General features: G+C 74.3%; 15 protein-coding genes and 3 pseudogenes. 9 read left to right on the forward strand and 9 right to left on the reverse strand.

The window, feature by feature from the left end:
• The first annotated feature begins 37 nt into the window (after positions 1-37).
• From AB0L45_RS35325 to glpK, 3 genes are all read left to right on the forward strand, one after another.
• Positions 38-1723, forward strand: coding sequence for a GGDEF domain-containing protein (locus AB0L45_RS35325; RefSeq protein WP_365847478.1), 1686 nt, complete (start codon positions 38-40; stop codon positions 1721-1723).
• Positions 1724-1996: 273 nt separating this feature from the next.
• Positions 1997-2764, forward strand: a complete 768-nt coding sequence (locus tag AB0L45_RS35330) for an MIP/aquaporin family protein (RefSeq protein WP_365847480.1) — start codon at positions 1997-1999, stop codon at positions 2762-2764.
• A 59-nt stretch (positions 2765-2823) separates the two neighbouring features.
• On the forward strand, positions 2824-4356 hold the full coding sequence (gene glpK / locus AB0L45_RS35335) for a glycerol kinase GlpK (RefSeq protein ID WP_365847482.1): 1533 nt from the start codon (positions 2824-2826) through the stop codon (positions 4354-4356).
• 120 nt (positions 4357-4476) lie between these two features.
• Here the strand turns inward: glpK and AB0L45_RS35340 are convergent, their stop codons facing one another.
• The 4 genes from AB0L45_RS35340 to AB0L45_RS35355 form a co-directional block, all read right to left on the reverse strand.
• Entirely contained in the window at positions 4477-5088 is a 612-nt protein-coding gene (locus tag AB0L45_RS35340; RefSeq protein ID WP_365847484.1) for an ATP/GTP-binding protein, read from the reverse strand.
• Positions 5089-5196: 108 nt separating this feature from the next.
• A complete protein-coding gene (locus AB0L45_RS35345) occupies positions 5197-5607 on the reverse strand; it encodes a DUF742 domain-containing protein (protein WP_365847486.1) in 411 nt (136 codons plus the stop codon).
• Positions 5608-5633: 26 nt separating this feature from the next.
• A complete protein-coding gene (locus AB0L45_RS35350) occupies positions 5634-6083 on the reverse strand; it encodes a roadblock/LC7 domain-containing protein (RefSeq protein ID WP_365847488.1) in 450 nt (149 codons plus the stop codon).
• Positions 6080-8830: a nitrate- and nitrite sensing domain-containing protein gene (locus AB0L45_RS35355; RefSeq protein ID WP_365847490.1), complete on the reverse strand. Its 2751-nt coding sequence runs from the start codon at positions 8828-8830 to the stop codon at positions 6080-6082. The genes AB0L45_RS35350 and AB0L45_RS35355 overlap by 4 nt, the downstream gene beginning before the upstream one ends.
• A 380-nt stretch (positions 8831-9210) precedes the next feature.
• Between AB0L45_RS35355 and AB0L45_RS35360 the strand changes: the two genes are divergently transcribed.
• Positions 9211-9621, forward strand: a complete 411-nt coding sequence (locus AB0L45_RS35360) for a hypothetical protein (RefSeq protein ID WP_365847492.1) — start codon at positions 9211-9213, stop codon at positions 9619-9621.
• Here the strand turns inward: AB0L45_RS35360 and AB0L45_RS35365 are convergent.
• Together AB0L45_RS35365 and AB0L45_RS35370 are read right to left on the reverse strand one after the other, a co-directional pair.
• Positions 9596-10757, reverse strand: a pseudogene (locus AB0L45_RS35365) (FAD-dependent oxidoreductase); the annotation flags it as partial. The gene AB0L45_RS35360 and the pseudogene AB0L45_RS35365 sit on opposite strands and share 26 nt — an antisense overlap.
• Positions 10758-10867: 110 nt before the next feature.
• A pseudogene (locus tag AB0L45_RS35370) lies at positions 10868-11173 on the reverse strand (bifunctional 3-phenylpropionate/cinnamic acid dioxygenase ferredoxin subunit); the annotation flags it as partial.
• A gap of 173 nt (positions 11174-11346) precedes the next feature.
• Here AB0L45_RS35370 and AB0L45_RS35375 point away from each other — a divergent pair.
• From AB0L45_RS35375 to AB0L45_RS35395, 5 genes and pseudogenes are all read left to right on the forward strand, one after another.
• Positions 11347-12153: an IclR family transcriptional regulator gene (locus AB0L45_RS35375; RefSeq protein ID WP_365847494.1), complete on the forward strand. Its 807-nt coding sequence runs from the start codon at positions 11347-11349 to the stop codon at positions 12151-12153.
• A 271-nt stretch (positions 12154-12424) separates the two neighbouring features.
• The gene (locus AB0L45_RS35380) at positions 12425-13510 is read left to right on the forward strand and encodes an S-(hydroxymethyl)mycothiol dehydrogenase (protein WP_365847496.1); all 1086 of its coding nucleotides are present in this window, start codon (positions 12425-12427) and stop codon (positions 13508-13510) included.
• Positions 13507-15972: an FAD-dependent oxidoreductase gene (locus tag AB0L45_RS35385; RefSeq protein WP_365847498.1), complete on the forward strand. Its 2466-nt coding sequence runs from the start codon at positions 13507-13509 to the stop codon at positions 15970-15972. Before AB0L45_RS35380 ends, AB0L45_RS35385 begins: the two co-directional genes overlap by 4 nt.
• 35 nt (positions 15973-16007) lie before the next feature.
• The gene (gene solA, locus AB0L45_RS35390) at positions 16008-17204 is read left to right on the forward strand and encodes an N-methyl-L-tryptophan oxidase (RefSeq protein ID WP_365847500.1); all 1197 of its coding nucleotides are present in this window, start codon (positions 16008-16010) and stop codon (positions 17202-17204) included.
• Positions 17201-18322, forward strand: a pseudogene (locus AB0L45_RS35395) (aromatic ring-hydroxylating dioxygenase subunit alpha); the annotation flags it as partial. The gene solA and the pseudogene AB0L45_RS35395, both read left to right, overlap by 4 nt.
• Here the strand turns inward: AB0L45_RS35395 and AB0L45_RS35400 are convergent.
• From AB0L45_RS35400 to AB0L45_RS35410, 3 genes are all read right to left on the reverse strand, one after another.
• Complete coding sequence (locus AB0L45_RS35400) at positions 18318-23057, reverse strand: hypothetical protein (protein WP_365847502.1); 4740 nt, start codon at positions 23055-23057, stop codon at positions 18318-18320. The pseudogene AB0L45_RS35395 and the gene AB0L45_RS35400 sit on opposite strands and share 5 nt — an antisense overlap.
• Before the next feature lie 82 nt (positions 23058-23139).
• Positions 23140-24021, reverse strand: a complete 882-nt coding sequence (locus AB0L45_RS35405; RefSeq protein WP_365847537.1) for a hypothetical protein — start codon at positions 24019-24021, stop codon at positions 23140-23142.
• Positions 24022-24154: 133 nt separating this feature from the next.
• The gene (locus AB0L45_RS35410) at positions 24155-25696 is read right to left on the reverse strand and encodes a hypothetical protein (protein ID WP_365847504.1); all 1542 of its coding nucleotides are present in this window, start codon (positions 25694-25696) and stop codon (positions 24155-24157) included.
• Positions 25697-25729: the final 33 nt, after the last annotated feature.

The raw sequence follows: 25729 nt of genomic DNA on the forward strand, positions 1-25729 counted from the left end.
GCGCACCGTGCACGTTCCGAGTGGGCATTCTGCTGCCGTGCCTGCCTGGACGGACCAGCTCCGATTCGCCTTCCAGCCCGTCGTGAACCTGGCGACCGGTTCGGTCGCCGCCCTGGAGATACTCGCCCGCCCCGAACGCGGCGACGTGCTGACGGCGGCGCGGCGCTCCGCCGAGCTGGACGCCGAGCTGGCCGGGCTCGCCGTACGGTCCGCCGCGCGGCAGGAGACGCTGCTGCCGCTGCACGTGAACGTGTTCGCGGCGACCCTCGCCGAGCTGCCGGGTCTGACCGCGCTGCGCAAGGCCGTGCACGACGTGGGCCGCCGGCCGTGGGAGATCACGATCGATGTCGGCGGGCCGTTCACCCACGTACCGCGGCGGGCGCTGCTGGAGGCGGTGGCGGGGCTGCGGCAGGACGGGTACCGCGTCGGGGCCGACGGGGTGGGCGACGGGGACCTGCCGCTGCGGCTGCTCGGCGATCTCGCCCCCGACCTGGTGAAGCTGGACGCCTCGCTGTGCGCGGGGCTGGACGACGACCGGGGCGGGCGGGCGGCCGTGGCCGCGATGCGGCAGCTGTGCGAGGTGCTGGGCAGTGTGCTGGCGGTGGAGGGGGTGGAGACGGAGCGGCAGTACGCGGCGGTGCGGGCGGCGGGCGCGCAGCTGGCGCAGGGGTTCCTGTTCGCGCCGCCCGCGCGCCGGCCGGCGGCCGATGTGTACGTACCGGAGCCGCGCGACGGGTACGGGCCGGTGGCCAGCGGGTACGCCGGCGGGATCGGGTCCGGGACGGGGCTGCCGCCGGCCGGGCCGCCCGTGACGCAGTTCCTGCAGCCCGCCGCGCTGCTGCCGATGTCCGCCTCGGCGGGTTCCGTACGCAGCCATCTGACCGGGTTCCCGGGGGTCTCGGGCGTGCTGCTGGTGGATCCGGACGGCGTGCCCGTACGGGCCATCGACCGGGACCGCTTCCTGCTGTCGCTGTCCGGCCGGTACGGGCACGCGCTGTACGCCGACCGCCCGGCGCTGCGGCTGGCCGACCGGCCGCTGACGGTGGGCGCCGACGCCACCGCCTGGGAGGTGCTGGACGTGGTCACCGGCGGCGACCGGGACCGGACCGGTGACGATGTGGCGGTGGTCGACGAGCAGGGCCGCTGCATGGGCGTGGTGCACCTGGCCGACATCCTGCGGGCACTGGCGGAGAGCCGGGTGGAGGAGGCGGCGCGGCTCAATCCGCTGACCCGGCTGCCGGGTTCGGACGCGGTGAACGCGGAGGTGGACCGGCGGATCGCGGGCGGCCGGGCGTTCGCGCTGTGCTGGCTGGACGTGGACGGGTTCAAGCAGGTCAACGACGGGGCGGGGTTCGCGGCGGGGGACGCGCTGATCCGTGCCGTGGGGCAGGCGCTGGCCCGTACGGCGGCGGAGCTGCCCGCGGCGCGGGTGGGGCACATCGGCGGGGACGACTTCCTGGTGCTGGCGGCGCCGGAGGAGCTGGAGCCGTTCGCCGCGGCCGTGCTGGACACGCCGTGGTCGGCGGGCGGGCTGCCGGTGACGCTGTCGCTGGCGACGGTGGTGTGCGCGCCGGGCAGCGTGACCGGTCACGCGCAGGCCGCGGCGGCGCTGGCGCCGCTGAAGAAGGCGGCCAAGGCGCTGACGGGGGCGAGCAGTTGGGTCCTGGGGGTGCCCGGCGCGCCGGGGCACGAAGTGCGCCGGGGGCGGCGGCGCGGGGACTGAGTGCCGTACGCCCCCGCACCTTGACGCCCCGTCACCTGCGGTGAACACTTCCGGGTGTCCGTCGGCACCGCCACAGCCGGGTGACCCGGCCGCGTGGCAGCGGTACGCGCTGCCCGACTCCCCAGGGGTGGTTCCGGCGCACCGGCACGCTCGACGCGGACGCCGCGCGGGGCGCGGCGGCCGAGCGCCCGCCGCCCTCCTTGTGGCACGGGAAGTACGCACCCTGCACGGAGGACCGGGGCCACTCCCCCGGGCCAGGGACAAGGAGCCGCCATGTATTCCAACGGGGACATCTTCGTCGGTGAGGTCATCGGCACCGCCCTTCTGATCCTCTTCGGTGCCGGCGTGTGCGCCGCCGTCACCCTGCACCACTCCAAGGCGCGGGGCGCGGGCTGGGTCGTCATCGCGTTCGGCTGGGGTCTCGGGGTGCTCGCCGGGGCCTACACCGCCGCGCCGCTGTCCGGCGGGCACCTGAATCCGGCGGTGACGCTGGGGTCGGCGGTCGCGGGCGGTACGCCGTGGTCGAAAGTGCCGCTGTACGTGGCCGCGCAGCTGGTGGGGGCGGTGCTCGGCGCCGTGCTGGCGTGGGCGCTGTACTCCGCGCAGTTCGCGGCGAACAAGGAGGCGGACAAGGCGCAGCCGACGCTGGGGATCTTCTCGACGGCTCCCGAGGTCCGCAGCCCGGTGGCGAACCTGGTCACCGAGATCATCGCGACCGTGGCGCTGGTGCTGCCGCTGCTGTTCTTCGGCAAGAACGAGGGCATCGGGATCGGGCAGGTGCCGGGCCAGGATGCCGGTGTCTACGGGTCCGGCATCAACGTCCTGCTCGTCGCCCTGCTGGTCGTCGGCATCGGTCTCTCCCTCGGCGGGCCCACCGGTTACGCCATCAACCCGGCCCGCGACCTGGGGCCGCGCATCGCCCACGCACTGCTTCCCATCCCCAACAAGGGCACCTCGGACTGGTCCTACGCCTGGATCCCGGTGGCCGGCCCGCTGATCGGCGCGGTCCTCTCCGGCCTGGTGTTCACCGCGGTCTTCTGACCGGCGGCGACGGTACGGCAGCCGGACCCGACCAGCTTCGAGGAGTCAGGAGAGACGTCATGACGGACGGCATCACGGACAGGTACGTCGCCGCGATCGACCAGGGCACGACCTCCAGCCGCTGCATCATCTTCAACCAGGACGGCGCGACCGTCGCCGTGGACCAGCGCGAGCACCGGCAGATCTTCCCCAAGCCCGGCTGGGTGGAGCACGACGCCGAGGAGATCTGGGCCAAGGTGCAGGCGGTGGTGGCGGGCGCGCTCGCCAAGGCGGGACTGCGCGCCGACCAGCTCGCCGCGCTGGGCATCACCAACCAGCGTGAGACCACGGTGCTGTGGGACCGCTCGACGGGCAAGCCGGTGCACAACGCGGTCGTGTGGCAGGACACCCGTACGGCGCAGCTCTGCCACGAGCTGGGCGGCGCGGACGGCCAGGACCGCTTCCGGGACGCCACCGGGCTGCCGCTGGCCAGTTACTTCTCCGGGCCGAAGGTGGCCTGGCTGCTGGACAACGTGCCGGGGCTGCGGGCGCGGGCCGAGGCCGGGGAGATCGCTTTCGGGACGGTCGACTCGTGGCTGATCTGGAAGCTGACGGGCGGTACGGACGGCGGGGTGCACGTCACGGACGTCACCAATGCCGGGCGCACGATGCTGATGAATCTGCACACGCTCCAGTGGGACACCGCGATCCTGTCCGCGATGCGGGTGCCGGAGGCGGTGCTGCCGGAGATCCGGTCCTCGGCGGAGGTGTACGGGACGGCGGTGGGCCAGTTGCGCGGGGTGCCGGTGGCCGCGGCGCTGGGTGACCAGCAGGCGGCGGTGTTCGGGCAGACCTGTTACCGGGTCGGCGAGGCGAAGAACACGTACGGCACCGGCTCGTTCCTGCTGCTGAACACCGGGCAGCGGCCGGTGCCCTCCAAGAGCGGGCTGCTGACGACGCTGGGCTACCAGCTCGGCGGGGAGGCGCCGGTCTACTGCCTGGAGGGGTCGATCGCCATCACCGGCGCGCTGGTCCAGTGGTTCCGGGACCAGCTGGGCATCATCGACTCGGCCGACGAGATCGAGGACCTGGCGGCGCGGGTGCCGGACAACGGCGGCGCGTACATCGTCCCGGCGTTCTCCGGGCTGTTCGCGCCGTACTGGCGCTCGGACGCGCGGGGCGTGATCACGGGTCTGACGGGTTACGTCACCAAGGCGCACCTGGCGCGTGCGGTGCTGGAGGCGACCAGCTGGCAGACGCGCGAGGTGGTGGACGCGATGTACCAGGACTCCGGGGTGCAGATCACCGCGCTGAAGGTGGACGGCGGCATGACCGTCAACAACCTGCTGATGCAGCACCAGGCGGACGTGCTGGGGGTGCCGGTGATCCGGCCGGTGGTGGCGGAGACGACGTGCCTGGGCGCGGCGTACGCGGCCGGGCTGGCGACGGGCGTGTGGCAGGACCTGGACGAGCTGACGGCGCACTGGAAGAGGGACACCGAGTGGACGCCGCGGATGGACGGTCCGACGCGGGAGCGTGAGTACGGCAACTGGCGCCGGGCGGTGGAGCGGAGTTTCGGGTGGCACGAGGCGGGTGCGGGCGGCGGCGCGTAGCCGTTCCGGCGGGCTTCCAGGCCCGGTTTCCGCAGTACCCGCTCGGCAGGCGTACGGCCCGCACCCCGGACGGCGGGGTGCGGGCCGTGCTGCCGCGCGCCGGGGTGATGACACAAGCTCTCAGGACAGCGCGGGCTCCCGCCGCCGGGCGCTGACGTGCATCGCGTGTTCGACGACCGCGATCAGTACGTCCCTGGCGGAGTCCTTCTCGCGGGCGTCGCAGAGCATCACCGGTACCTCGGGGTCCAGGTCCAGCGCGTCGCGCACCGTTTCCGCGGGGTAGCGTTCCGCGCCGTCGAAGCAGTTGACGGCCACCATGAACGGGATGCCGCGGCGCTCGAAGTAGTCGATGGCGGCGAAGGAGTCCTCCAGGCGCCGGGTGTCGGCCAGCACGACGGAGCCGAGCGCGCCGCGGGCCAGCTCGTCCCACAGGAACCAGAAGCGGTCCTGTCCGGGCGTGCCGAAGAGGTAGAGCACCAGGTCCTCGCGGAGCGTGATGCGCCCGAAGTCCATGGCGACGGTGGTGGTCTTCTTGCCCTCGATGCCGGCGAGGTCGTCGACCGGCCGGCCCGCCTCGGTCAGCCGTTCCTCGGTGCGCAGCGGCTTGATCTCGCTGACCGCGCCCACCAGGGTCGTCTTGCCCACCCCGAAGCCGCCCGCCACCAGGATCTTGAGGGTGACGGGGTCGGGGGCGTCCTGCTTGCGGCGTTTGTCAGAGCGCCCGAAGACCATGGCCGTCTTCTCCCGGTTCGCCGCTGGTGCTGTTCTCTCGCATTCCTCGGTCCTCGCAGTTCGTGGGGGGTGCCGGCCGCGGGCGCGCCGCGGCGCGCCCGCGCGGGGTCACAGCGCCCGGAGTCCGTCGATCACCTCGCGGAGGATCTGCTCGTCGGGCAGTTCCGCCGGGGGCACGGGCCGGCTCACGTGGACCAGTTCGGCGTCCAGCAGGTCGCCGATCAGGACCCGTACGACGCCGAGCGGCAGGTCCAGCTCGGCGGCCAGTTCCGCGACGGACAGCGGCGCGTCGCGGCACAGGCCGACGATGTCCACGTGTTCCGGCGACAGGGTCTGGTCGTCGAGCGGCTCGCCCTGGCGGTCCTCGGCGATCACCAGGGCGATCAGGTCGAGCTTCTCCTCGGCCTCGGTGCTGGTCCGGCCGCGGGTCATCGCGTAGGGGCGCACCACGGGGCCCGCCTCGTCGTCGTACCAACTGGCGTCCCCCTGCCCGGGCGTGGGCGGGCCGTCTGTGGTCATGGCGTCACCGTGCCGTCATCCTCCGGTCAGCCGCCGGCGGGCTGCCCGGCCCTGGGCGCGGTGCCCAGGTGGGCGCCCACCCGCTTGACGAGCAGCGTCATCTCGTACGCGACCAGTCCGACGTCGGAGTCCGCGTCGGCCAGGACGGCCAGGCAGCTGCCGTCGCCCGCGGCGCTGACGAAGAGAAACGCTTCCTCCAGCTCGACCAGCGTCTGCCGGACCCGGCCCGCCTCGAAGTGCCGGCCGACGCCCTTGGCGAGGCTGTGGAAGCCCGAGGCGACCGCCGCGAGGTGTTCGCTGTCCTCCCGGGTGAGGTCGGCGGAGGCGCCGGTGGCCAGGCCGTCGCTGGAGAGGATGAGCGCCTTGCGGATGCTGCCCACCCGGTCGACCAGCTCGTCGAGGAGCCAGCTCAGCTCGCCCGACCCCTGCGGGCCCTTCGACTCGGCACTGGCCGCTGCTGCCTTCGGTGCGGTCATCGACCGTCCCCTCCCGATGTGGTTCCTGGTGCTGTGCTCGGTCTGCCGTCCCGCCCGGCGTCCTCGCCGTTGTCCCGGCGGCCGCGCTGCCAGCCGCGCTGGAGCGAGGCCATGCGGGCGCGGACCTCTTCGGCGTCGCGGTCGTCCGCGGCGCCGTCGGGTGCGGTGCCCGGCTCGTCCTGTGCGGCGGGTTCGGCCTTGAGCTGGGGGGCGAGGCTGGCCTGCCGCACGCGGCGGGGCAGCCCTCCTGCCGTCGTCGCGGGCCGGCCGGACGGGGCGCGCCCCGTGTCCGTCGTCGTACCGGTGTCCATGTCCGCATCCGTGTCGCCGTCGGTTTCCGCGTCGGAGCGTACGTCGGCGCGGGCCGCTCCGTCGACCGGCCTGCCGTGGTCGGAGACCAGCACGGGCGGCCGGTGCCGGCGCGGCAGCGGCGTGGGCCCGTCGCCGGCCGGTGCCTGGTCGCGGGTCTGCTGGTGCTGCTCGCCGGCGGGCCGCACGGGGGCGACGGGCGGGGTGCTGCCGTCGCGGCGGGTCCGGGCGCGGTGCAGGGTGTCCGGCTCCCGGTCGGTGCCCCGGGCGGGGTCACCGGCGGGGGCGCGCGGGCCGCGGTGCGCGTACCGGCCGCGGAAGAGGCTGCCCTCGTCGTCCGCTTCCGCCCGTTGTGCGAGTTCCGCGCGGGTGAGCGGGGGTTCCAGTTCGACCGGCCCGTCGATGACGTCCGGGGTGCGGTCCGGCGGGTCGGGAAACGGTACGGGCACCTGGGCCAGCGCGGCGAGCTTGCCGCCGGGCGCCTCCAGTTCCCCGGTGCGGCCGCCGTCGATGCGCCGGCTGCCGGTGTCGTCGTCGCGGCCGGTGTCCTCGGTGAGGAGCGCGGCGGGCAGGAAGACGACGGCGGTGGTGCCGCCGTACGGGGAGGGCTGGAGCGAGACGCGGACGCCCTGGCGCTGGGCGAGGCGGCTGACCACGAACAGGCCGAGCCGGTCGGTGTCGGAGAGTTCGAACTCGGGGGTCTCGGCGAGCCGCAGGTTGGCGTCGAGCAGGACGTCGGGGGCCATGCCCAGGCCGCGGTCGTGGATCTCCAGGGTGAAGCCGTTGGAGACCCGCTCGCCGACCACCTGCACGGCGGTGTGCGGGGGCGAGAAGACGGTGGCGTTCTCCAGGAGTTCGGCGATCAGGTGGGTGAGGTCGGAGACCGCGGGGCCCTGGACGGCCAGCCGCGGCAGCCGGCGCACCTCGATGCGCTCGTAGTCCTCGACCTCGGCGACCGCGGCACGCACCACGTCCATCAGCTGGATGGGCTTGCGCCACTGCCGGGAGGGCGCCGCGCCGGAGAGGATGACCAGGCCCTCGGCGTGCCGGCGCATGCGGGTGGTGAGGTGGTCCAGGCGGAAGAGGTCGGCGAGTTCGTCGGCGTTCTCGGTCCGGCGTTCCATCGCGTCCAGGAGGGTGAGCTGGCGGTGCAGCAGGACCTGGCTGCGGCGGGCGAGGTTGACGAAGACCTCGGAGACGCCGCGGCGCATGTCGGCCTGTTTGACGGCGGCTTCGACGGCGGCCCGCTGGAGGGTGTTGAGGGCCTGGCCGACCTGTTCGGTCTCGCTCTGGCCGAATTCCAGGCGGGGCGCTTCGGTCTCCACGTCGACGTGTTCTCCGGCGGCGAGGCGCCGCATGACGCTGGGCAGCCGGACGCCGGAGACCTCGTGGGCGGCCTTGCGCAGCCGGATCAGGTCCTTGACGTGCTTGCTGCCGATGCGGACGGAGACGATGACGGAGACCAGCAGGGCGAGGAAGCCCAGGACGCCCGCGACGCCGGCCTTGAGCAGGACGGCCATGGCGACCGGCTCGACGCGCTCCTTGTAGCGGTCGCCGGCTTCCCGGCCCATCTTCTGGAGGTCGCCGAGGACCTTGCCCGCCGCGGCGTTCCAGCGTTCGGCGTTGACGGCGCGGGGGGCCGTGGCGGCGCCGCCGCCGATGACGCGGTCCTCGTAGGCGATCAGTTCGCGGGCGGGTGCGGAGTCCCAGTAATCGGTGAAGATGCTGCGGTCGTCGCCGGGCAGCACGGGCAGGCTGGTCGTGTACAGGACGCGGCGCTCGGCGACCCGGTCGGCGAAGTTGCGCAGGTCCTGCTTGCTCATGGTGCCGGAGACGATCGCCGCGGACAGCAGCGCGTCCTCGCGGGAGACGGCCTCGCGGGCGCGGGTGACGTTGACCAGGGCGCGGCCCTGCTTGTCCATCTCGACGTTCTCCAGCGCGTGCAGCGCCGCCAGGAACTCGTAGTTGGGGTCGACGAGGTCGTTGTACGCCTCGAACGCCGCGTTGCGGGAGATGGTGTTGTCCTCGACCTGGGTGCGCAGTGACGAGAGCCTGTCGAGGCTCTTGACGATGTCGTCCATGCGCTCGCCGGCGACGCCGTTGAGGTCGTCGCGCACGGCGGGGTCGGCGGCGTTGTCGCGCAGCTTGTTGACGATCTTGTCGGTCTCGCGGGTGCGGTCGCGCAGTTCGGCCAGGGAGTCGGCGCCGCGCCGGTCGGCGAGGTAGAGCAGGCTCTGCCGCCGTTCCTGCTGGAGCGCCTGGACGGCGTCCTCGGCGGGGTAGCCGAGTTTGGCGACGACGTTGCCGACGTCGAGCAGCTGGTTGGCCTCGCGTCCCGTGAGGTACGTGGCGAACGCCCACATGGCCGTGAGGGACACCAGCGGCACCAGCAGCAGCGCTGCGATCTTCCGAGTGATCGTCTTCCCTCGAAAGCGCATGGCCTCCCCTACGTCGACCCCGGCGCACGGGGATGGCGTTCCGTCAACAAACGGCGCGAGCCTACTACTGACGGGGGACCTGACCGAAGCCCCGCCCGGGCGCCGGATCCGCAGGTCAGGGGAGGATCGTCCGCAGTTGTCGGCTGATTACCGGACAACCCGCCCACCCATGTGGCCTCGAACACCCCTCCGGCGCCCGCTCGTGCACCGGGGTGGTTGGCCGAAAATCACATCGGCCGGGAACCCGGCGGCGTTCCCGTTCGTGACCATGGTGGGCGGTGGTGTGTGCCGGTGCGGACATGCAACGGGTGAAAGCCGGGCAGGCACCCGGGAAGCGGGGCAGGCGGGTACGTGCGGGTACGGGGAGAGTGACGCCGAAGATGGTTCACGACGACGGTGGGGTCCACCTCAGCGACGGCAGGCGCGCGTTGTGGCAGGAGGAGCCGGCGGCCCGGCCCCGGATGGCGGACCCGGTGCGTACGGCCGCGGTGCGCGCCGTCATCATCGCGGCGGTGACCCTCGTCCAGGCCATGGTGGCGTTCTTCTGCACGATGGCGGGCGCCTGGTTCGCCTTTCCGGCCGTGCTCAGTACGGTCGCGAGCACGGTGGTGGCGACCTGGGCGGTGCTGGACGTGTGGGTGACGCGTCAGGTGTGGGTGCAGCGCAACGGGGTGCGCTCGCAGCCGAGCAGTACGGCCAGGGAGCTGCGCCGGGAGCGCCGGCAGGCGCGGCGGGCGGCCCGCAAGGCGCGGCGCGAGCGTCCGCAGCGAGTCGGCGGCGCAGCCGCATGAAGGGCCGGGGGCGGTTGACGGCGAGCGCTGCCGTGATGCGTCCGTCGCGTTCGTAAACGGCCAGGAAGCTCCGGTCGCCGGGGTCGCCCTCGACGATCCGTACGGTGTCCCGCGCTCCGCGCTGCCCGGCGAGCTGGATGCGCGCGCCGTACTGGTCCGACCAGAAGTAGGGCGGGGCGGTGTGCCGGGCGACGGTGGCGCCGGCGAGCAGGTTGCGTACGGCCGTGGCGGGCTGTTCGGTGGCGCTGGTCCAGTGTTCGCTGCGGATCCCCGCGCAGCGGGCCACGTCGCCCGCGGCGACGACCTGCGGCACGGACGTCACACCGCCCGCGTCGCACGCCACGCCGTCGTCCAGGCGCAGCCCGGAACCGGTCCCCTCAGCCGGTGGCGGGCCGCACCCCGATCCCGACGATCACCGCGTCGGCGTCCAGCAGCCGCCCGTCGGCGAGTTCGACGGCCCGTACCCGGCCCGTGCCGTCGTCGCGCAGCCTTCCGACGCCCGTGCCGCACAGCAGCCGTACGCCGTGGCCGGCGTGCAGCCCGGCGCAGATCCGCGCCAGGTCCGGGCCGAGCTGGGGCACCAGCGGCAGTGGCGCGGCCTCGACGACCGTCACCGGCAGGCCGAGCGCGGCGCAGGACGAGGCGGCCTCGGCGCCGATGAAGCCGCCGCCGATGACGACGACGCGGGGCGTTCCGTCGTGCAGGGCGGCGCGCAGCGCGCGGGCGTCGTCGTAGGTGCGCAGGACGTGTACGCCGGTGAGCGGCGGGCCCGGCAGGGTGCGCGGGACGGCTCCGGTGGCGATGACGACACCGTCGGTGCGCAGGGAGCGGGAGGTGCGGCCGTCGTCGAGGGTGACCGTGCGTCCGGCGGTGTCCAGCGCGGTGGCCCGGGTACCGAGGTGCCATTCGGCGGCCAGTTCGTCCTCCTCGTCCGGGTCGGACAGCCGGAGGCCGGCCGACCCCGGGCCTTCTGGGGCCCGTTGGGTGAGGAAGGTCTTGGAGAGCGGCGGCCGGTCGTACGGGCGGTGGCGCTCGGCGCCGACGATCACCAGCCGGCCGTCGAAGCCTTCGGCGCGCAGCGCCCGGGCCGCGTAAAGCCCGGCCAGTGAGGCGCCGACGACGGTGACGGTCCTCATGCGTAAGCGTCTTCGCGAGCGGCGGGTTCCCGTTCGGCGGCCTCCCGCGCGGCGGGTTCCCGTCCAGTGGCTTCCCGTACGGTGGATTCCCGTACGGTGTCCTCCCGCGCGGCGGGCTCGACGTGGATCATGCCGTCCGTCTCGGTGACCTCGTGGGTGCGTACCGGACGGCGGGCCGGGAGGCAGCTGGGTTCACCGGTGCGCAGGTCGAACAGGGCGGCGTGCAGCGGGCATTCGACCTGGCAGTCCTCCACCCAGCCTTCGGAGAGCGAGGCGTCCTGGTGGCTGCACCGGTCGTCGAGGGCGTAGAGCGCTCCTTCGCTGCGGAAGACGGCGATGGCGGGCGTGGTGGCGTCGATCTCGATCCGTACGGCTCCGCCTTCGGGCAGATCCTCGGTGCGGCAGACGGGAATCATCTGGCCCCCTCAGCGCTGATCGGTATCATGGCGTTCTGAATAACGCATCGCGTAGCGCAATGCGCAACAGAATCCAGTCCGGGGAGTGAGCCGTCAAGGGGCCGCCGACGCTTCTTGGCCGGGCCCCCTTCGACGTGCCCCGCCGGGGCCGACGGGTGGTGACGTCAGAACCCATGGCGAAGACGAGTGAGGCGGCCGACGACCGGTCCGAGGAGAAGCGGGGCACGGCCGGATCCGTCCAGTCCGTGGACCGCGCGGTGAGTGTGCTGGAGATCCTGGCCCGCCTCGGCGAGGCCGGGGTCACCGAGATCGCCGAGGAGCTGGGGGTGCACAAGTCCACCGCCTTCCGCATCCTGGGCGTCCTGGAACACCGCGGTCTCGTGGAGCAGGAGCACGAGCGCGGCAAGTACTACCTGGGCGCGGGGGTGCTGCGGCTGGCCGGCGCCGCCGCGATCCGGCTGGACATCTCGCAGGAGGGCCAGCCGGTGTGCCGGGCGCTCGCCGACGAGACCGGGGAGACCGCCAACATCGCGGTCCTGGACGGGGACGCGGCGGTCAACATCATGCAGGCGCGTGGCGCGGCCGCGGTCACCGCGTACAACTGGCTGGGCCGGCGGACGCCGCTGCACGCCACGGCGAGCGGCAAGGTGCTGCTCGCGCACCTGCCCAGGGAGCGGCGCGAACGCCTGGTGGAACGCAAGCCGGCCCGGTTCACCCCCCGCACCCTGTCCACGCCGGCGGAGCTGCGCCGGCAGCTGACCGCCGCGGTCGACGAGGGGTACGCCTGCTCCTGCGAGGAGCTGGAGATCGGGCTGAACGCGGTGGCGGCGCCGGTACGGGCCCACGACGGGGCGGTGATCGGCGCGATCGGCGTCTCGGGGCCGGCGTACCGGATGGCGGAACCGCTGCTCGCGGAGCTGGCCGGGCAGGCGGTGAAGGCGGCTGCCGACCTGTCCCGCCGGATGGGTTTCGCGGGCTGACGGACGGCCACCCGGTCACCCCTTGACGGATCGCTCACGGACTTCCAGCATGTCTCTCATGGCGCAACGTGGCGCGCCATGAGCAACACAAGGGTTTCCGCCGGGCGTTCGTCCGTCCGCACGGTCCCCTGCGCCTCTTCCGGTTCCCCCGAGTCCCGTGCGGCTGCCCGCGCCCCGTGGCCCCCGCGCGCCTCCGCAATCCCCCATAACGGCATCCGTGCCAGCTCCACGCACCCGCCCCTGCCCCGCAGGCGCTGTTTAGGAGTGAGTCATGCCGCACGAAGCCCGCGCCGTCGTCGCCGCCAAGAAGGGCGCCCCCGTCGAGGTGCTGCCGATCCTCGTCCCCGATCCCGGACCGGGCGAAGTCCTCGTCACCGTGCAGGCCTGCGGGGTGTGCCACACCGATCTGCACTACCGCGAGGGCGCGGTCGGCGACGCCTTCCCGTACCTGCTGGGCCACGAGGCCGCCGGTGTCGTCGAGGCCGCCGGCCCGGGCGTCACCGGTCTCGCGCCGGGTGACTATGTGGTGCTGGCGTGGCGCGCGCCCTGCGGGCGGTGCCGGTCCTGCCGCCGGGGCCGCCCCTGGTACTGCTTCGACTCGCGCAACGCCGTCCAGCCGATGACGCTCCTGGACGGCACCCCGCTGGCCCCGGCCCTGGGCATCGGCGCCTTCGCCGAGAAGACGCTGGTCGCCGCCGGGCAGGCGGTGCGCGCCGATCCGGCGGCCCGGCCCGAGGCCGCGGGGCTGATCGGCTGCGGGGTGATGGCCGGGTACGGGGCCGCGGTGCACACCGGGGGTGTGGGCAGCGGCGACACGGTGGCGGTGATCGGCTGCGGCGGTGTCGGCAACGCCGCCATCGCCGGGGCCTCCCGGGCCGGTGCGCGCCGGGTCATCGCGGTGGACATCGACGACGGCAAGCTGGACGCCGCCGAGCGGTTCGGCGCCACCGACACCGTCAACTCCCGTGGCACCGATCCCGTCGAGGCGGTGCGGGCCCTGACCGGCGGGTACGGCGCTGATGTCGTGATCGACGCGGTGGGCCGCCCGGAGACGTTCCGGCAGGGCTTCTACATGCGGGATCTGGCGGGCACGCTGGTGCAGGTCGGCGTACCGGAGCCGGACATGCGGATCGAGCTGCCGCTGCTCGACGTGTTCGCGCGCGGCGGGTCCTTGAAGTCCTCCTGGTACGGCGACTGCCTGCCCAGCCGGGACTTCCCGGTCCTGATCGACCTGCATCTGAGCGGCAAGCTGGATCTGGAGGCGTTCGTCTCGGAGACGGTGGGCCTCACCGACGTGGAGGCGGCGTTCGCGCGGATGCGGCGCGGTGAGGTGCTGCGTTCGGTGGTGGTCCTGTGACCGCCCCGGCCGCCGCGGGCGGCCCGGTGCCGCCGCGCATCGTGATCATCGGCGCGGGCATCGTCGGCTGCTCGCTCGCCGACGAGCTGACGGAGCGCGGGGCGCGCGAGGTGACCGTGCTGGAGCAGGGCCCGCTGCACGCGCCCGGCGGTTCCACCTCGCACGCGCCGGGCCTGGTCTTCCGTACCCACTTGTGCAGAACCCTGAGCAACTTTGCCATGTACACGGTCGAAAAGTTCTCCGCGCTCACCGAGGACGGGCGGCCGTGCTTCGACGCCGTCGGCGGGCTGGAGATCGCCACCACCGAGGAGCAGTGGGCCGAACTGCACCGCAAGGCCGGGCTCGCCGCCTCCTGGGGCATCGAGGGCGAACTCGTCGGCGCCCGGCGGTGCGCGGAGCTGTGGCCGATGCTGGACACCGCCAAGGTGCTGGGCGGCTTCCACACACCCGGCGACGGGCTGGCCAGGGCGCTGCCCGCCGCCCGCGCGCAGACCGTACGCGCGCGGGCGCGGGGCGCCCGCTTCCTGGACCGGCACACCGTCACCGGCATCGAGCAGGACGCGGGCCGGGTCACGGCCGTCGTCACCGACCGGGGCACCTTCCCCGCGGACATCGTGGTCTCGGCCGCGGGCTTCTGGGGGCCGGTGATCGGGGCCATGGCCGGCGTGCCCGTACCGCTGCTGCCGCTGGCCCACCAGTACGCGAAGACATCCGTGATCGCCGGACCGGACGGCCGGCGGCCGGTCCTGCGCTTCCAGGAACGCGACCTGTACTTCCGCGAGCACGTCGACGACAGCGCCGACGGTACGGGCCGGATCGGCATCGGCTCGTACGCGCACCGGCCGATGCCCGTCGACCCGGCCGCCGTGCCCGCCTTCGACGCCGCGCCCGTGATGCCCTCCTCGCTCCCCTTCACCGCCGAGGACTTCGCCCCGAGCTGGGACGACAGCCGCCGGCTGCTGCCCGCCCTGGACGGGGCGCGGGTCGAGGAGGGCTTCAACGGCGTCTTCTCCTTCACCCCCGACGGGATGCCGCTGCTCGGTGAGGCGCCCGGGTTGCACGGTTTCTGGCTGGCTGAGGCGGTGTGGGTGACCCACTCCGCGGGCGTCGCCAAGGCCGTGGCCGAGTGGCTGACCGAAGGCCGTCCCGCGACCGACGTGCACGCGTGCGACATCGCCCGCTTCGAGGAGGCCCAGCTCTCCCCCGCCTACGTCGCCGAGCGCGGACAGCAGCAGTTCGCCGAGGTGTACGACGTCGTCCACCCGCTCCAGCCGCTGCACCGCCCGCGCCCGCTGCGCGTCAGCCCGTTCCACGAGCGGCAGCGCGAGCTGGGCGCGTACTTCCTCGAAGGCGCGGGCTGGGAGCGCCCGCAGTGGTACGAGGCCAACGCGCCGCTGACGGACGGCATCGCACTGCCCGAGCGGGACGCCTGGTCGGCCCGTCACTGGTCGCCCATCGCCGTGGCCGAGGCGCGCGCCACCCGCGAGCGGGTCGCGCTGTACGACATGACACCGCTGAAGCGCCTGGAGGTCAGCGGGCCGGGCGCCCTGGACTTCCTCCAGTGCCTGACCACCAACCAGCTCGCGAAGAAGCCGGGCTCGGTCACGTACACGCTGCTGCTGGACGACGCGGGCGGCATCCGCAGCGATCTGACCGTGGCCCGCCTGGCGGCCGACCGCTTCCAGGTCGGGGCCAACAGCGGCATGGACCTCGCCCACCTGACCCGGCACGCCCCCGCCGGCGTCCAGGTCCGCGACATCACGCCCGGCACCTGCTGCATCGGCGTCTGGGGCCCGCGCGCCCGCGACCTCGTCCAGCCGCTGACCCGCACCGACTTCGGGCACCGCGCGTTCGGCTACTTCAGGGCGAAGCAGGCGTACCTCGGCGAGGTGCCGGTGACCGCGCTGCGGCTGTCGTACGTCGGCGAGCTGGGCTGGGAGCTGTACACCAGCGCCGACCTGGGCCTGCGGCTGTGGGACACGCTCTGGGCGGCCGGGCAGCCGTACGGCGTGATCGCGGCCGGGCGTGGCGCGTTCGACAGCCTGCGCCTGGAGAAGGGGTACCGCGCCTGGGGGCAGGACATGACCACCGAGCACGACCCGTACGAGGCGGGCCTGGGCTGGGCCGTCCGGATGGACAAGGGCGGCTTCGTGGGGCGCGCGGCCCTGGAGGGGCGGTCGGCGGACACCGTACGGCGCAGGCTGACGTGCCTGACGCTCGACGACCCGGCGGCGGTCGTCCTGGGCAAGGAGCCGGTCTACGTGGACGGTACGCCCGCGGGCTATGTGACCAGTGCGGCGTACGGCTGCGCCGTCGGACGCACGGTCGCGTACGCGTGGCTGCCGGCGCGGGCCGCGGTGCCCGGGACGGCCGTGCACATCGAGTACTTCGGGGAGAAGACCGCGGCCACCGTCGCCGCCGAGCCGCTGTTCGACCCCGCGATGGAACGTATCCGCAGCTAACCAGTCGGGTGTCCCCGCCGACCCGGGAGGTCCGCTTGTCCCCCACCTATGACGTCATCGTGCTCGGCCTCGGCGGCATGGGCAGCGCCGCGGCCCACCACCTGGCCGCGCGCGGCGCCCGCGTGCTGGGGCTGGAGAAGTTCGGCCCGGTGCACGCCCGCGGCTCCAGCCACGGCGGTTCGCGCGTCACCCGCCAGTCGTACTTCGAGGACCCGGCGTACGTACCGCTGCTCCTGCGCGCCTACGAGCTGTACGAGGAGCTGGAACGCGCCACCGGACGGCGGATCGCCACCTTGTGCGGCGGGGTGATGCTGGGCCGCCCGGAGAGCCGGACCGTCGCCGGGTCGCTGCGCTCGGCCCGTACCTGGGACCTGCCCCACGAGATGCTCGACGCGCGGGAGATACGGCGCCGCTTCCCCACGCTCACCCCCGCCGACGACGAGATCGCCCTGTATGAGGCCCGCGCCGGATTCCTGCGCCCGGAGAACACCGTGGCCGCGCAGCTCCAGCTCGCCACCCAGGGCGGCGCGGAACTCCGCTTCCAGGAGCCGGTCACCCGCTGGGAAGCGCTGCCCGGCGGCCGTGGCGTGCGGGTGCACACGCCCGAGGACACGTACACGGCGGGCGGGCTGGTGATCTGTCCCGGAGCCTGGGCGCCGGAGCTGCTGGCCGGCCTCGGGGTGGCGTTCACCGTCGAGCGGCAGATCATGCACTGGTTCGAGCCCGCCGGCGGCACCGGCCCGTACGTCCCGGAGCGGCACCCCGTCTACATCTGGGAGGACACCGGCGGCGTACAGATCTACGGCTTTCCCGCCATCGACGGCCCCGGGCGCGGCGCGAAGGTGGCGTTCTTCCGCCGGGGCGCTGTCTGCACGCCGGAGACGATCGACCGCACCGTGCACGAGGACGAGGTACGGGCCATGGCCGGGCAGGCGGCCCGGCTGCTGCCGTCGCTGCCCGGCCGCCACCTCAAATCCGTCACCTGCATGTACACCAACACCCCTGACGAGCACTTCGTCCTCGCGCGGCACCCCGCGCACCCCGACGCCGTGACCGTGGCCTGCGGTTTCTCCGGGCACGGCTTCAAGTTCGTCCCGGTGGTGGGCGAGATCCTCGCCGACCTGGCGCTGACCGGGCGGACCGCACATCCCGTCGAACTGTTCGCGCCCGAGCGCCTGCTCACCGCCGCCGTTGCCGCTCCTGCCCCGTCCGCCCCAGGAGGCATCCGATGACCCTCGCCCCCGAGACCGCCGGAAACACCACCGGCACCAGCCTCACCAGCACCCTCCCCGGCACCTTCTACACCGACCCCGTCGTCTTCCGCCAGGAACAGCAGTACATCTTCGAGTCACTGTGGTGCTGCGCGGCGCGCGCCGCCGACCTGCCCCGCCCGGGCGCGTTCCGTACGGTGCAGGTCGGCCGGGAGAGCGTGCTGATCGTCCGCAACCGGCGCGGCGGCTTCGGCGCCTACCTCAACGTGTGCCGCCACCGGGGCGCCCGGCTGTGCACCGAGGAGTCCGGCGAGGTGCGGCGCACCCTCCAGTGCCCGTACCACGCCTGGACCTACGACCTGGACGGGCGGCTGGTGGCCGCGCCCAACCTGCGGCGGATGCCGGACGTGGACCGGGTCCAGCGCGGACTGCTGCCGGTCCGGTTGCGTGAGTGGCTGGGGTACGTGTGGGTGTGCCTGGCCGACGAACCGCCCTCCTTCGAGGAGACGGTGATCGGCGCGGTCAGCGAACGGCTGGGCGGCGCCGGGGCGATCGAGCGGTACGGGATGGCCGGGCTGGACCTCGGGCGGCGCATCACCTACGACGTACGCGCCAACTGGAAGCTGATCGTCGAGAACTTCATGGAGTGCTACCACTGCGCCACCATCCACCCCGAACTGACCGACGTGCTGCCGGAGTTCGCGGACGGGTACGCCGCGCAGTACTTCGTGGGACACGGCGCGGCGTTCGCGGAGGAGGCCGAGGGGTTCACGGTCGACGGCAGCGGCGGCTTCGCCCCGATCGCCGGCATCGACGAGGGCCAGGACCGCCGCTACTACGCCATCACCGTCCGCCCGCAGGTCTTCCTCAACCTCGTGCCGGACCATGTCATCGTGCACCGGATGTTCCCGGCGGCCGCGGACCGCACGGTCGTGGAGTGCGACTGGCTGTACGCGCCGGAGGTCGTCGCCTCGGGGGCCGACCTGACCCGGTCGGTGGAGCTCTTCCACCGGGTCAACACGCAGGACTTCGCGGCCTGCGAGCGGACCCAGCCCGCGATGGACTCGCGGGCCTACCGGGCCGGCGGGGTGCTCGTGCCCAGCGAGCACCACATCGGCGACTTCCACCGGTGGGTCACTCGGCTGCTGCCGGGGGCTCCGGGTGCTCCCGCGGCACCGGGTGCTCCTGCGGCACCTGAGACTCAGGCCGGGTCTGCGGCTGTTCGTCCTCCGGACGCCGGTACATCCGCGTCGCCGTGATCTTCCCGTGCACCGGCTCCGACTCGGGATCCTGCTGCGGCAGACCGGGCCGCAGATGCTCCTCGACGCTGATGTACTTCAGCCCGGCCCGCAGGTCCGCGTCGTTGCGCAGGCGGATGACCAGCGGGAACTCGGCGAGCGCCGTGGTGTCGAAGAGGCCGGTGGTGTAGAGCAGCTGGACGCCCAGCGCGTCGGCGACGGCGCGCTGGAGCTCCAGCAGGTACGTCGCGTTGGCGCGGCCGATGGGGTTGTCCAGGAACAGCGTGCCGGCGTGCCGCTGCTTGTCGCGGCCGCGGTCGTTGCTGCGCAGCGCGGCCATCGTGCAGTACAGGGCGATGGCCGCGGTCAGCAGCTGGCCGCCGGAGAACACGTCGCCCATCTGCCCGACCGGGACGCGCTCGGCGCGCAGCACCGCGTCCGGCTTGAGGATCTCCACCGCCACTCCCCGCGGCTGGAGCGCCGCGCTGACGCCGCGCAGCAGCAGGGACATGCCGTCCCGGCGCAGGTCGCTGTTCTTCTTGACCGCCGAGCGCGTCGCCTCGTCGATCACCTCGCCCAGCCGCTCGGTGAGCGTGGCCTGGTCCGGGTCGTCGAAGCGGATGCGCAGGAACTCCTGTCCGGACCACTCCCCCAGCCCCTCGGGGAGGCGGGACAGCCGCTGGGCGGAGCGCAGGGTGGTCAGCGACGACTCGACCAGGCCGCGCAGCCGGTCCACGATGCTGTCGCGGTTGCGCTCCAACTGCTCCAGTTCGTCGGTGAGCACGCGCAGCCGGGGCGCGAAGGCGTCGGCCCACTTGGCGGCGTGGTCGGGCAGCGCCGCCGCGGGCAGTTCGCGGATCTGCTGCCTGGCGGGGGTGCGGACCTGCTCGTACTTGGTGGAGTTGGCGTGCCGTACCAGCACGTCACTGGCCTCGCGGACCGCGGCCTCGGCCGCCGACAGGTCGCTCGCGCAGCCGCGCAGCGACCGGCGGGACTCGGCGGCGGCCTGCCGCGCGTCCTCCAGGCGCCCCGCGTACGGCTCGGGGCGCTCGCCCTCGTCCTCCTGCGTGTCGCGCAGCAGGTCGCGCAGCATGGCGGCGATCTCGTCGAAGCCGGAGGCGGCGTCCTCGGCGGCGCGGTGGGCGCGCAGCAGCTCGGTGTGGGTGGCGCGGGCGGTCTCCAGCGCATCGTCGGCGGTGGTCAGTTCGGCGTTCGCGGTGCGCAGCAGCTCCTTCGCGCGGTCCGCGTCGGCCGGGACCATGTCCTCGGGCAGCTCGGTGTGTGCCTCGCCGCCGACCGGGGCGAGCCGTTCGGCCTCGCCGCGCAGGCGGCCCAGCTGCTCGCTGGCGGCCGAGGCGCGCGACTCCAGCCGGGAGACCAGGGCCTCGGCGCGGGCGGCCGCGGCCTGCCGGGACGGGCCGTCGGCGGCGTCCGGGCTGTCCAGCAGCTGTTCGGCGCGGGTGCGGACCTTGTTGGTGAGGCGGTTCAGCTCGGCCAGCGCGGCGCTCTCGTCACCTTCGGCGCGGGCCTGTTCGGCGCGCAGGTCGGCGCCGACGCCCACCTTCTCGTAGAGCTGGGAAGCGGCGCGGTACGCCTCGCGCAGGGCGGGCAGCGAGCCGGCCGCGGGCTCGGCGCCGTCCGCGTCCACGTCGTCCGGCACGCCGGCGATCTCGGCGCGCTCGGCGCGCAGCGCGTGGGCGGTGCGCCGGGCGTCGTCGGCGGCGCGCTGGGCGGTGCGGCGGTCCTCGTCGGCGGCCCGCGCCCGGTCCACGCACTCCTCGGCGCGGGCCTCCAACTCGGCGCCCTCGTCGGCCAGTTCCCGCAGCCGGGCCTGCCACTTGGCGCGCTCGCGCAGCCGGTGGGCGAGCCCGGCGAGGGCGTCGGCGACCCGGCGGGCGCGCTGCGCGGCCTCCTGCCGTTCGTCGCGCACCCGCGCGGTCTCGGCGGCCTCCTCGTCGGCCTCGGCCCGCGCCGTGCGCAGCTCGGCCAGCTCCCCGGCGGCGGCGTCGGCGGCCGTACGGGATTCCTCGGCGGCGGTGGCCAGTTCGGCGAGGCGGCCGGGCGGGCAGCCCGTACGCCAGGAGGAGAGGCGGGCGGCCAGCGCGCGGTCGCCGGCCAGCCGGGCGGCGAGCGCGCGGATCTCCTCGTCGCGCTCTATGGCGCGGGCCCGCAGCGCCTGGCGCTCCTCGTCGGCGGCGGACTCGTCGTGCATGGCCGGGTTCGGCGGGACGAGGAAGACGCCGCTGTCCTGGGCGTCGGGCGCGGGGGTGGGCGCGAGGAGCGCGGCGGCGGTGCCGACGGCGACGGTGGAGCGCGGCAGCAGGGCGGCCTGTGCGAGGACGTCGCGGGCGCGGGCGTGGGTCTCGGGGTCGGTGATGATGACGCCGTCGACCAGCTCGGGGCGGGCGGCCAGGACGCGGGTGTGGTCGGCGGGGTCGACGGACTGGGCCAGGTAGCGCCAGCCGGGCAGTGCGGGCACGCCGTGCTCGCCCAGATACTCGACGGCGGCGAGTACGTCGGGTCCGGGCGGCAGCAGGCCGCCGTCGCCCAGCGCGCCGAGGATGCGGGCGTCGTCGGCGGCGGCGGTGCGCAGGTCGAAGAGCTGGCGTTCGGCGGAGGCGACGCTCTCGTCGAGCAGGTCGCGCAGGTCGTCGGCGTTGCGGTCGAGTTCTTCGGCGGTCAGGGGACCTTCGGAGGCGGGGCGGCGGACGCGGTGGGATTCCTCCGGGGCGTCCGCGGGCTGTCCCGTACGCGGGCCGGGCACGCCCGCTTTGGCGGGCGCCTGCGGCAGCCCCAGCAGGTCGGCGAGCCGCTGTTCGGCGCCGATCGACTCGGCGGCCTGCCGTTCCGCGTCGTACGCGCGTTCCGCGGCCTGGGCTGCGTCCTCGGCGCGGGCCGCGGCCAGTTCGGCGGCGGCGAGGCGGGTGGCGGCCTCCCGGGCCCGGTCGGCGGACCGGGCGGCGGCCTCGCGGGCCGCGTCCCAGCCCTCGACCGTGGACTTCTCCGCGTCCGAGGCGGCCAGTGCGGCGCGGGCCGGGTCGGCGTCCGGTGCCGAGTCGTCGAGCCAGCCGGCCTGTACCGCCTCGGCGGTCTCCTGCTCGACCTCGGCGAGGCGCTGCTTGAGGTGTTCGGCCTCGCTGCGGGCGCGCTGGGCGTGGGTGGCGGCGGCGGTGGCGTCGCGGTGCGCGGTGTCGCTGGTCTCCTGGAGGGCGGCGGAGCGCTCCTCCTGCTCGTTGGCGATGCCCTCGCTGACGTCGGCGGCGGCCTGGAGGGCGCGCACCAGCTCGGTGGCGGCCTTCGTCCGGGCGGCGAGCGCGGGCGCGGCGTCCCGCTCGGCCTCGCGGATCGCGGCGGCGACGCGGGTGGCCCGGTCGGCGGCGGCGCGGTGGCGCAGCACGGTCTCGGCGGCCTGCCAGGCGGAGTGCAGCGTCCGGGCGTCGTTCAGCTCGCGGCGCTGGGCGGCGGCGCCCTTCTCGGCGGCGGCCAGCGCCAGCGAGGCGTGCCGGTAGGCCAGCTCGGCGGAGATCAGGGCGCGGCGCTCGCGCACCCGCTCGGCGTCGGTGACCGCGTGCGCGGCGGTGGCGACCTGCTCGGCGAACTCGGCGGCGCGGCCGCGCTCCTCGGTGCCGCGGGCGTGCAGCCGCTGGGCGAGCGTACGGGTGCGGCGCTCGGCGCCGGCGTGCACGTCACGGGCGGTCTCGCGCTGCTCGGCGGCGTCGGCGATGCGGGAGAGCAGGTCGAGCGAGCCGGCGGTGAAGTCGCGCTCGGCGGTCAGTTCGGCGCGGCGGCCGAGCTTGTGCGCGAAGCCGTGCACGAGGTCGGCGAGGCCGTCGGTGTCGCGGGTGTCGGTGACCGCGCGCAGCAGCAGGTCGGTGAAGTCGGAGTCGTTCTTGACCGCGAAGAGGCCGGCCGCCTCGCCCTCGTCGGCGTTCATCTCCCGCTGGTAGCGGAAGAGTTCGGGGTCCAGGCCCAGTTCGCCGAGGTGCTCGTTCCACCGCTCGTGGATCTCGACCCAGGAGACGTCGAGGTTGGGGTAGTTCTTGCCGGCCTCGACCAGGGCGTCGCGGAAGCCCTTCATCGTACGGCGGCGGCCCCGGGCTCCGGAGAAGCCCTCGGCCGACTCGCCGCGCGGCCGGACGACGGTGGCCTCGGCGACCGGCAGCGAGTCCAGGCTCATGCCGGGGCCGGGCCGGAAGCTGTACCAGGCCTCGGCGAACTTGCGGGGGTCGTTGGAGACCTGCCGGCCGCGCCACTCGCTGACCTTGCCGACCACGATGGACTCGCCGGTGAGGGTGTGCTGCCACTCCAGGGCGACGTGGCCGCAGTCGTCGGCGAGCAGGAACTTGCGCAGTACGCCGGAGCTGGCGCCGCCGAGCGTGTTGCGGTGGCCGGGCAGCATCACCGAGAAGATGAGCTTGAGCAGGACGGACTTGCCGCCGCCGTTCTCCAGGAAGAGGACGCCCGCGGGGGCCGGGCGGCGCGGCGGGCCGACCGGTTCGTCCTCGAAGAAGTCCGCCTGCGCCGGCGCCGGGTCGGGCACGGGCGCGCCGACTCCGCGCAGGTCCAGCACGGTGTCGGCATAGCGCGCACCGGCGGGCCCGATGGAGTAGAGGCGGACCCGGGACAGCTCGTACATGGCGGCGGACTCTCGTTGTGTGGGCGGACGGTGGTGGGTGGACCGGTGGTCGGTGGGGCCGGTGACGCCCGGCCCCGGGCGGTCAGGAGGAGTGGAAGGGCAGTCCCGCGTCGGAGACCAGGTCGAGGTCGTCGGTGTCCTCGGCGGGCAGCAGCGAGGCACTGCCGTCGCCGACGGGGACGACGCCCAGCTCCAGCAGCTCGGCCATGGCGGCGCTGCCCGCCATGTCGCGCACCTGGAGCTGGTAGCGGGCGGTGGTGCGGTACGCGCCGCCGGCGTCGTCGCCGGTGCGCTGGAGGAAGCCGGAGTCGACGAGGAAGGCGACGGCCTTGGCGATGATGCCGGTGGTCGAACCGGCCAGCCGCCGCGCGTCCTTGGTGGCGCCGGTCGCGCTGCGCCGCGCGTAGGTCCGCCAGGCGGCTTCGAGGCCGGGCGCGTCGGTGGCCGGGTCGGTGTTCTCGCCCTGTTCCTCGGCGCGCTCCTCCAGGCGGCGGCACGCCTGCCGGACGAAGGCGTCCACGCCGTTGACGGTGATACGGCCGATGTAGCCGTCGTCGGCGAGGTCCTCGGGGCGCGGGAAGGCCAGCGCGGCGACGGCGAGGTGGGCCAGGCCGTGCAGGAAGCGGTCGGCGGAGTCGGCGGACGCGCGGCGGGCGTAGTCGCCCATCCGTACGGCGAAGACGGAGTCCTCGTCGGCGGTGACGGCCATGCCGGCGCGCGGGGAGACCTCCAGGACGACCAGGCCGAGCCCGGTGGCGACGGCGTCGGCGAGGCGGGCGAACGCGGGCTCGTCACGGTAGCGGCGGAGCAGTTCGCCGTACTCGGCGTCGCGGGCGGGCAGCAGCTTGGGCTGGAGCCCGAAGGAGACCAGCCGCGCGGCGTCCGCGGCGTCGGCGGGCGTGACGGGGGCGGGCCCCGCCGGGGCGGGCGCGGACCAGGCCGGCTGGTCCGCGCCGGCGGTCAGGTCCGCCTGCGCCGGGTCCTCGACGCCGCCCTCGGCGGCGGTTCCGTACTCACTCACGCCCGTACCTCCATGCGAACTTCCGTGTGCCGCCCTGCCGGCGGTGTGCTGCGCGCGTCCTGTCCGGCCGCCGGCATCAGGCCACCTCCGAGCGGTCGGCCGCCATGCCCGCCGCGTCCAGCAGGGCCTTGCCGACGATGAGGTCGGCGCCGCCGAACTCCGGGTCGTCCAGCACGGTGCCGTCGTCGACGGCGAAGAGCAGGTGCTGTTCGCCCTGGCGGTAGGCCGTGCCGACCGGCGGGCTGGCGGCGTGCACCGCCAGCAGGGCGACCAGGTACGGCAGGTCCGGGTCGCTGCGGCGCGCCTCGGCGAGCAGTCCGGACAGCCGGCGGGGCGCGTCGGCGGGCAGGTCGAGCAGGGCCTGGGCGGCTTCCAGCTGCTCCTCGGAGAAGCGGCTGTCGTCCGGGGTGGCGATCAGGTCCGGCTCGGGCATCTCGGCGCCCAGGTGCTCACGTTCGACGGGCGGCTGGAACAGCAGGCCGACGAGGTCGCCGAGCCGTACGGAGGCGCCCGTACGGAAGCCCGTGCCGCGCGCGAAGAAGGCGTCGGTGACCCGGATCGCCTGCTCCACGGGCAGCGGCAGGACCGGGGCGACGAGCTGGCCGTACAGGTCGAGGCCGGCGCGCCCGGCGGGCGGCGCGAACGCCTGGCGGTCCTGCTCGGCGCGGAAGAGCGGGCCGGCCTCCAGCAGCCGGGACTGGAGCTGGGTGTGGCGGCGGATGCAGTCCTTGACGATGTCGACCAGTTCGGCGGCGCGCCGCTTGTGCTCCTGGTCCTCGGCCTCGTCGCGGGCCTTGCGGATGTTGGTGAGGATCGCGTTCTCGTGGCGGTAGCGCTCGGCGACGTGGTCGAGGGCTTCGGCGATCATGTCGGGGACGGCACGCAGCCAGTCCACCGCGCGGACGTTGCGGCGGGTGGCGTCGAGGGTGCGGCGCAGCGTCTCGGCGTACTGCACGGTGCGGTAACGGGCCTGCTCGGCGGCGAGCTGGGCGTCCGCCAGCCTGCCGCGGCTGATGAGCACCTCCAGCTTGACCTCGGCGGCGATCTGGGCGCTGGTCACGTCCGTGTCGAGGGCGCCGACCAGGACGTTGACGGCCTCGTCGGTCGTACGGAGGTAGACCCCGCCGCCGGGGCCCGGGACCTCCTCGATGAGCTTGAAGTCGTAGTCCCGGCGGACGTACTCGCCCTCGGGGCCGAACGTGCCGTACACGGCGCGGAAGCCGCGGTCGACGCTGCCGACGTTGATGAGGTTCTCCAGCACCCAGCGGGCGACGCGCTCGTGCTCGGCGGCGGGGCGGTGCGGCGTCTGGGCCGCGATCCGCGGCAGCAGCCTGGCCACTATCTGCTCGTGGTCGGCGCCGGTGTCGAAGTCCATGTGCAGCGTGACCAGGTCGATGGCGGCGAGCGCCACCTCCGCCATCGCGTACACCCCGTACTCACCGGCGAGGTTGGCCTTGCGCGCGTCCAGGTCGTGCAGCGGCGCGGTGCACGCGAGGGCGCGCAGCCGGCGGGCCAGGCCCTCGTCGGCGGCCGGGCCCGGCGCGGGCCGGACCGGGCCTTCGGGCCGGGTCACGCCGTTGAGCTGGGACGTCGCGGTCCCCGGGGCAGGAAAAGTCACGTCGCACAGCGTAGGCGCTCGCACTGACAACGG

The organism is Streptomyces sp. NPDC052496 (assembly GCF_040679095.1).
Classification (GTDB): domain Bacteria; phylum Actinomycetota; class Actinomycetes; order Streptomycetales; family Streptomycetaceae; genus Streptomyces.

Coding starts and splice junctions, on each gene's coding strand:
- AB0L45_RS35330 (WP_365847480.1), top strand. CDS start 1,997: ATGTATTCCAACGGGGACATCTTCGTCGGTGAGGTCATCGGCACCGCC.
- glpK (WP_365847482.1), top strand. CDS start 2,824: ATGACGGACGGCATCACGGACAGGTACGTCGCCGCGATCGACCAGGGC.
- AB0L45_RS35340 (WP_365847484.1), bottom strand. CDS start 5,088: ATGGTCTTCGGGCGCTCTGACAAACGCCGCAAGCAGGACGCCCCCGAC.
- AB0L45_RS35345 (WP_365847486.1), bottom strand. CDS start 5,607: ATGACCACAGACGGCCCGCCCACGCCCGGGCAGGGGGACGCCAGTTGG.
- AB0L45_RS35350 (WP_365847488.1), bottom strand. CDS start 6,083: ATGACCGCACCGAAGGCAGCAGCGGCCAGTGCCGAGTCGAAGGGCCCG.
- AB0L45_RS35355 (WP_365847490.1), bottom strand. CDS start 8,830: ATGCGCTTTCGAGGGAAGACGATCACTCGGAAGATCGCAGCGCTGCTG.
- AB0L45_RS35360 (WP_365847492.1), top strand. CDS start 9,211: ATGGTTCACGACGACGGTGGGGTCCACCTCAGCGACGGCAGGCGCGCG.
- AB0L45_RS35375 (WP_365847494.1), top strand. CDS start 11,347: ATGGCGAAGACGAGTGAGGCGGCCGACGACCGGTCCGAGGAGAAGCGG.
- AB0L45_RS35380 (WP_365847496.1), top strand. CDS start 12,425: ATGCCGCACGAAGCCCGCGCCGTCGTCGCCGCCAAGAAGGGCGCCCCC.
- AB0L45_RS35400 (WP_365847502.1), bottom strand. CDS start 23,057: ATGTACGAGCTGTCCCGGGTCCGCCTCTACTCCATCGGGCCCGCCGGT.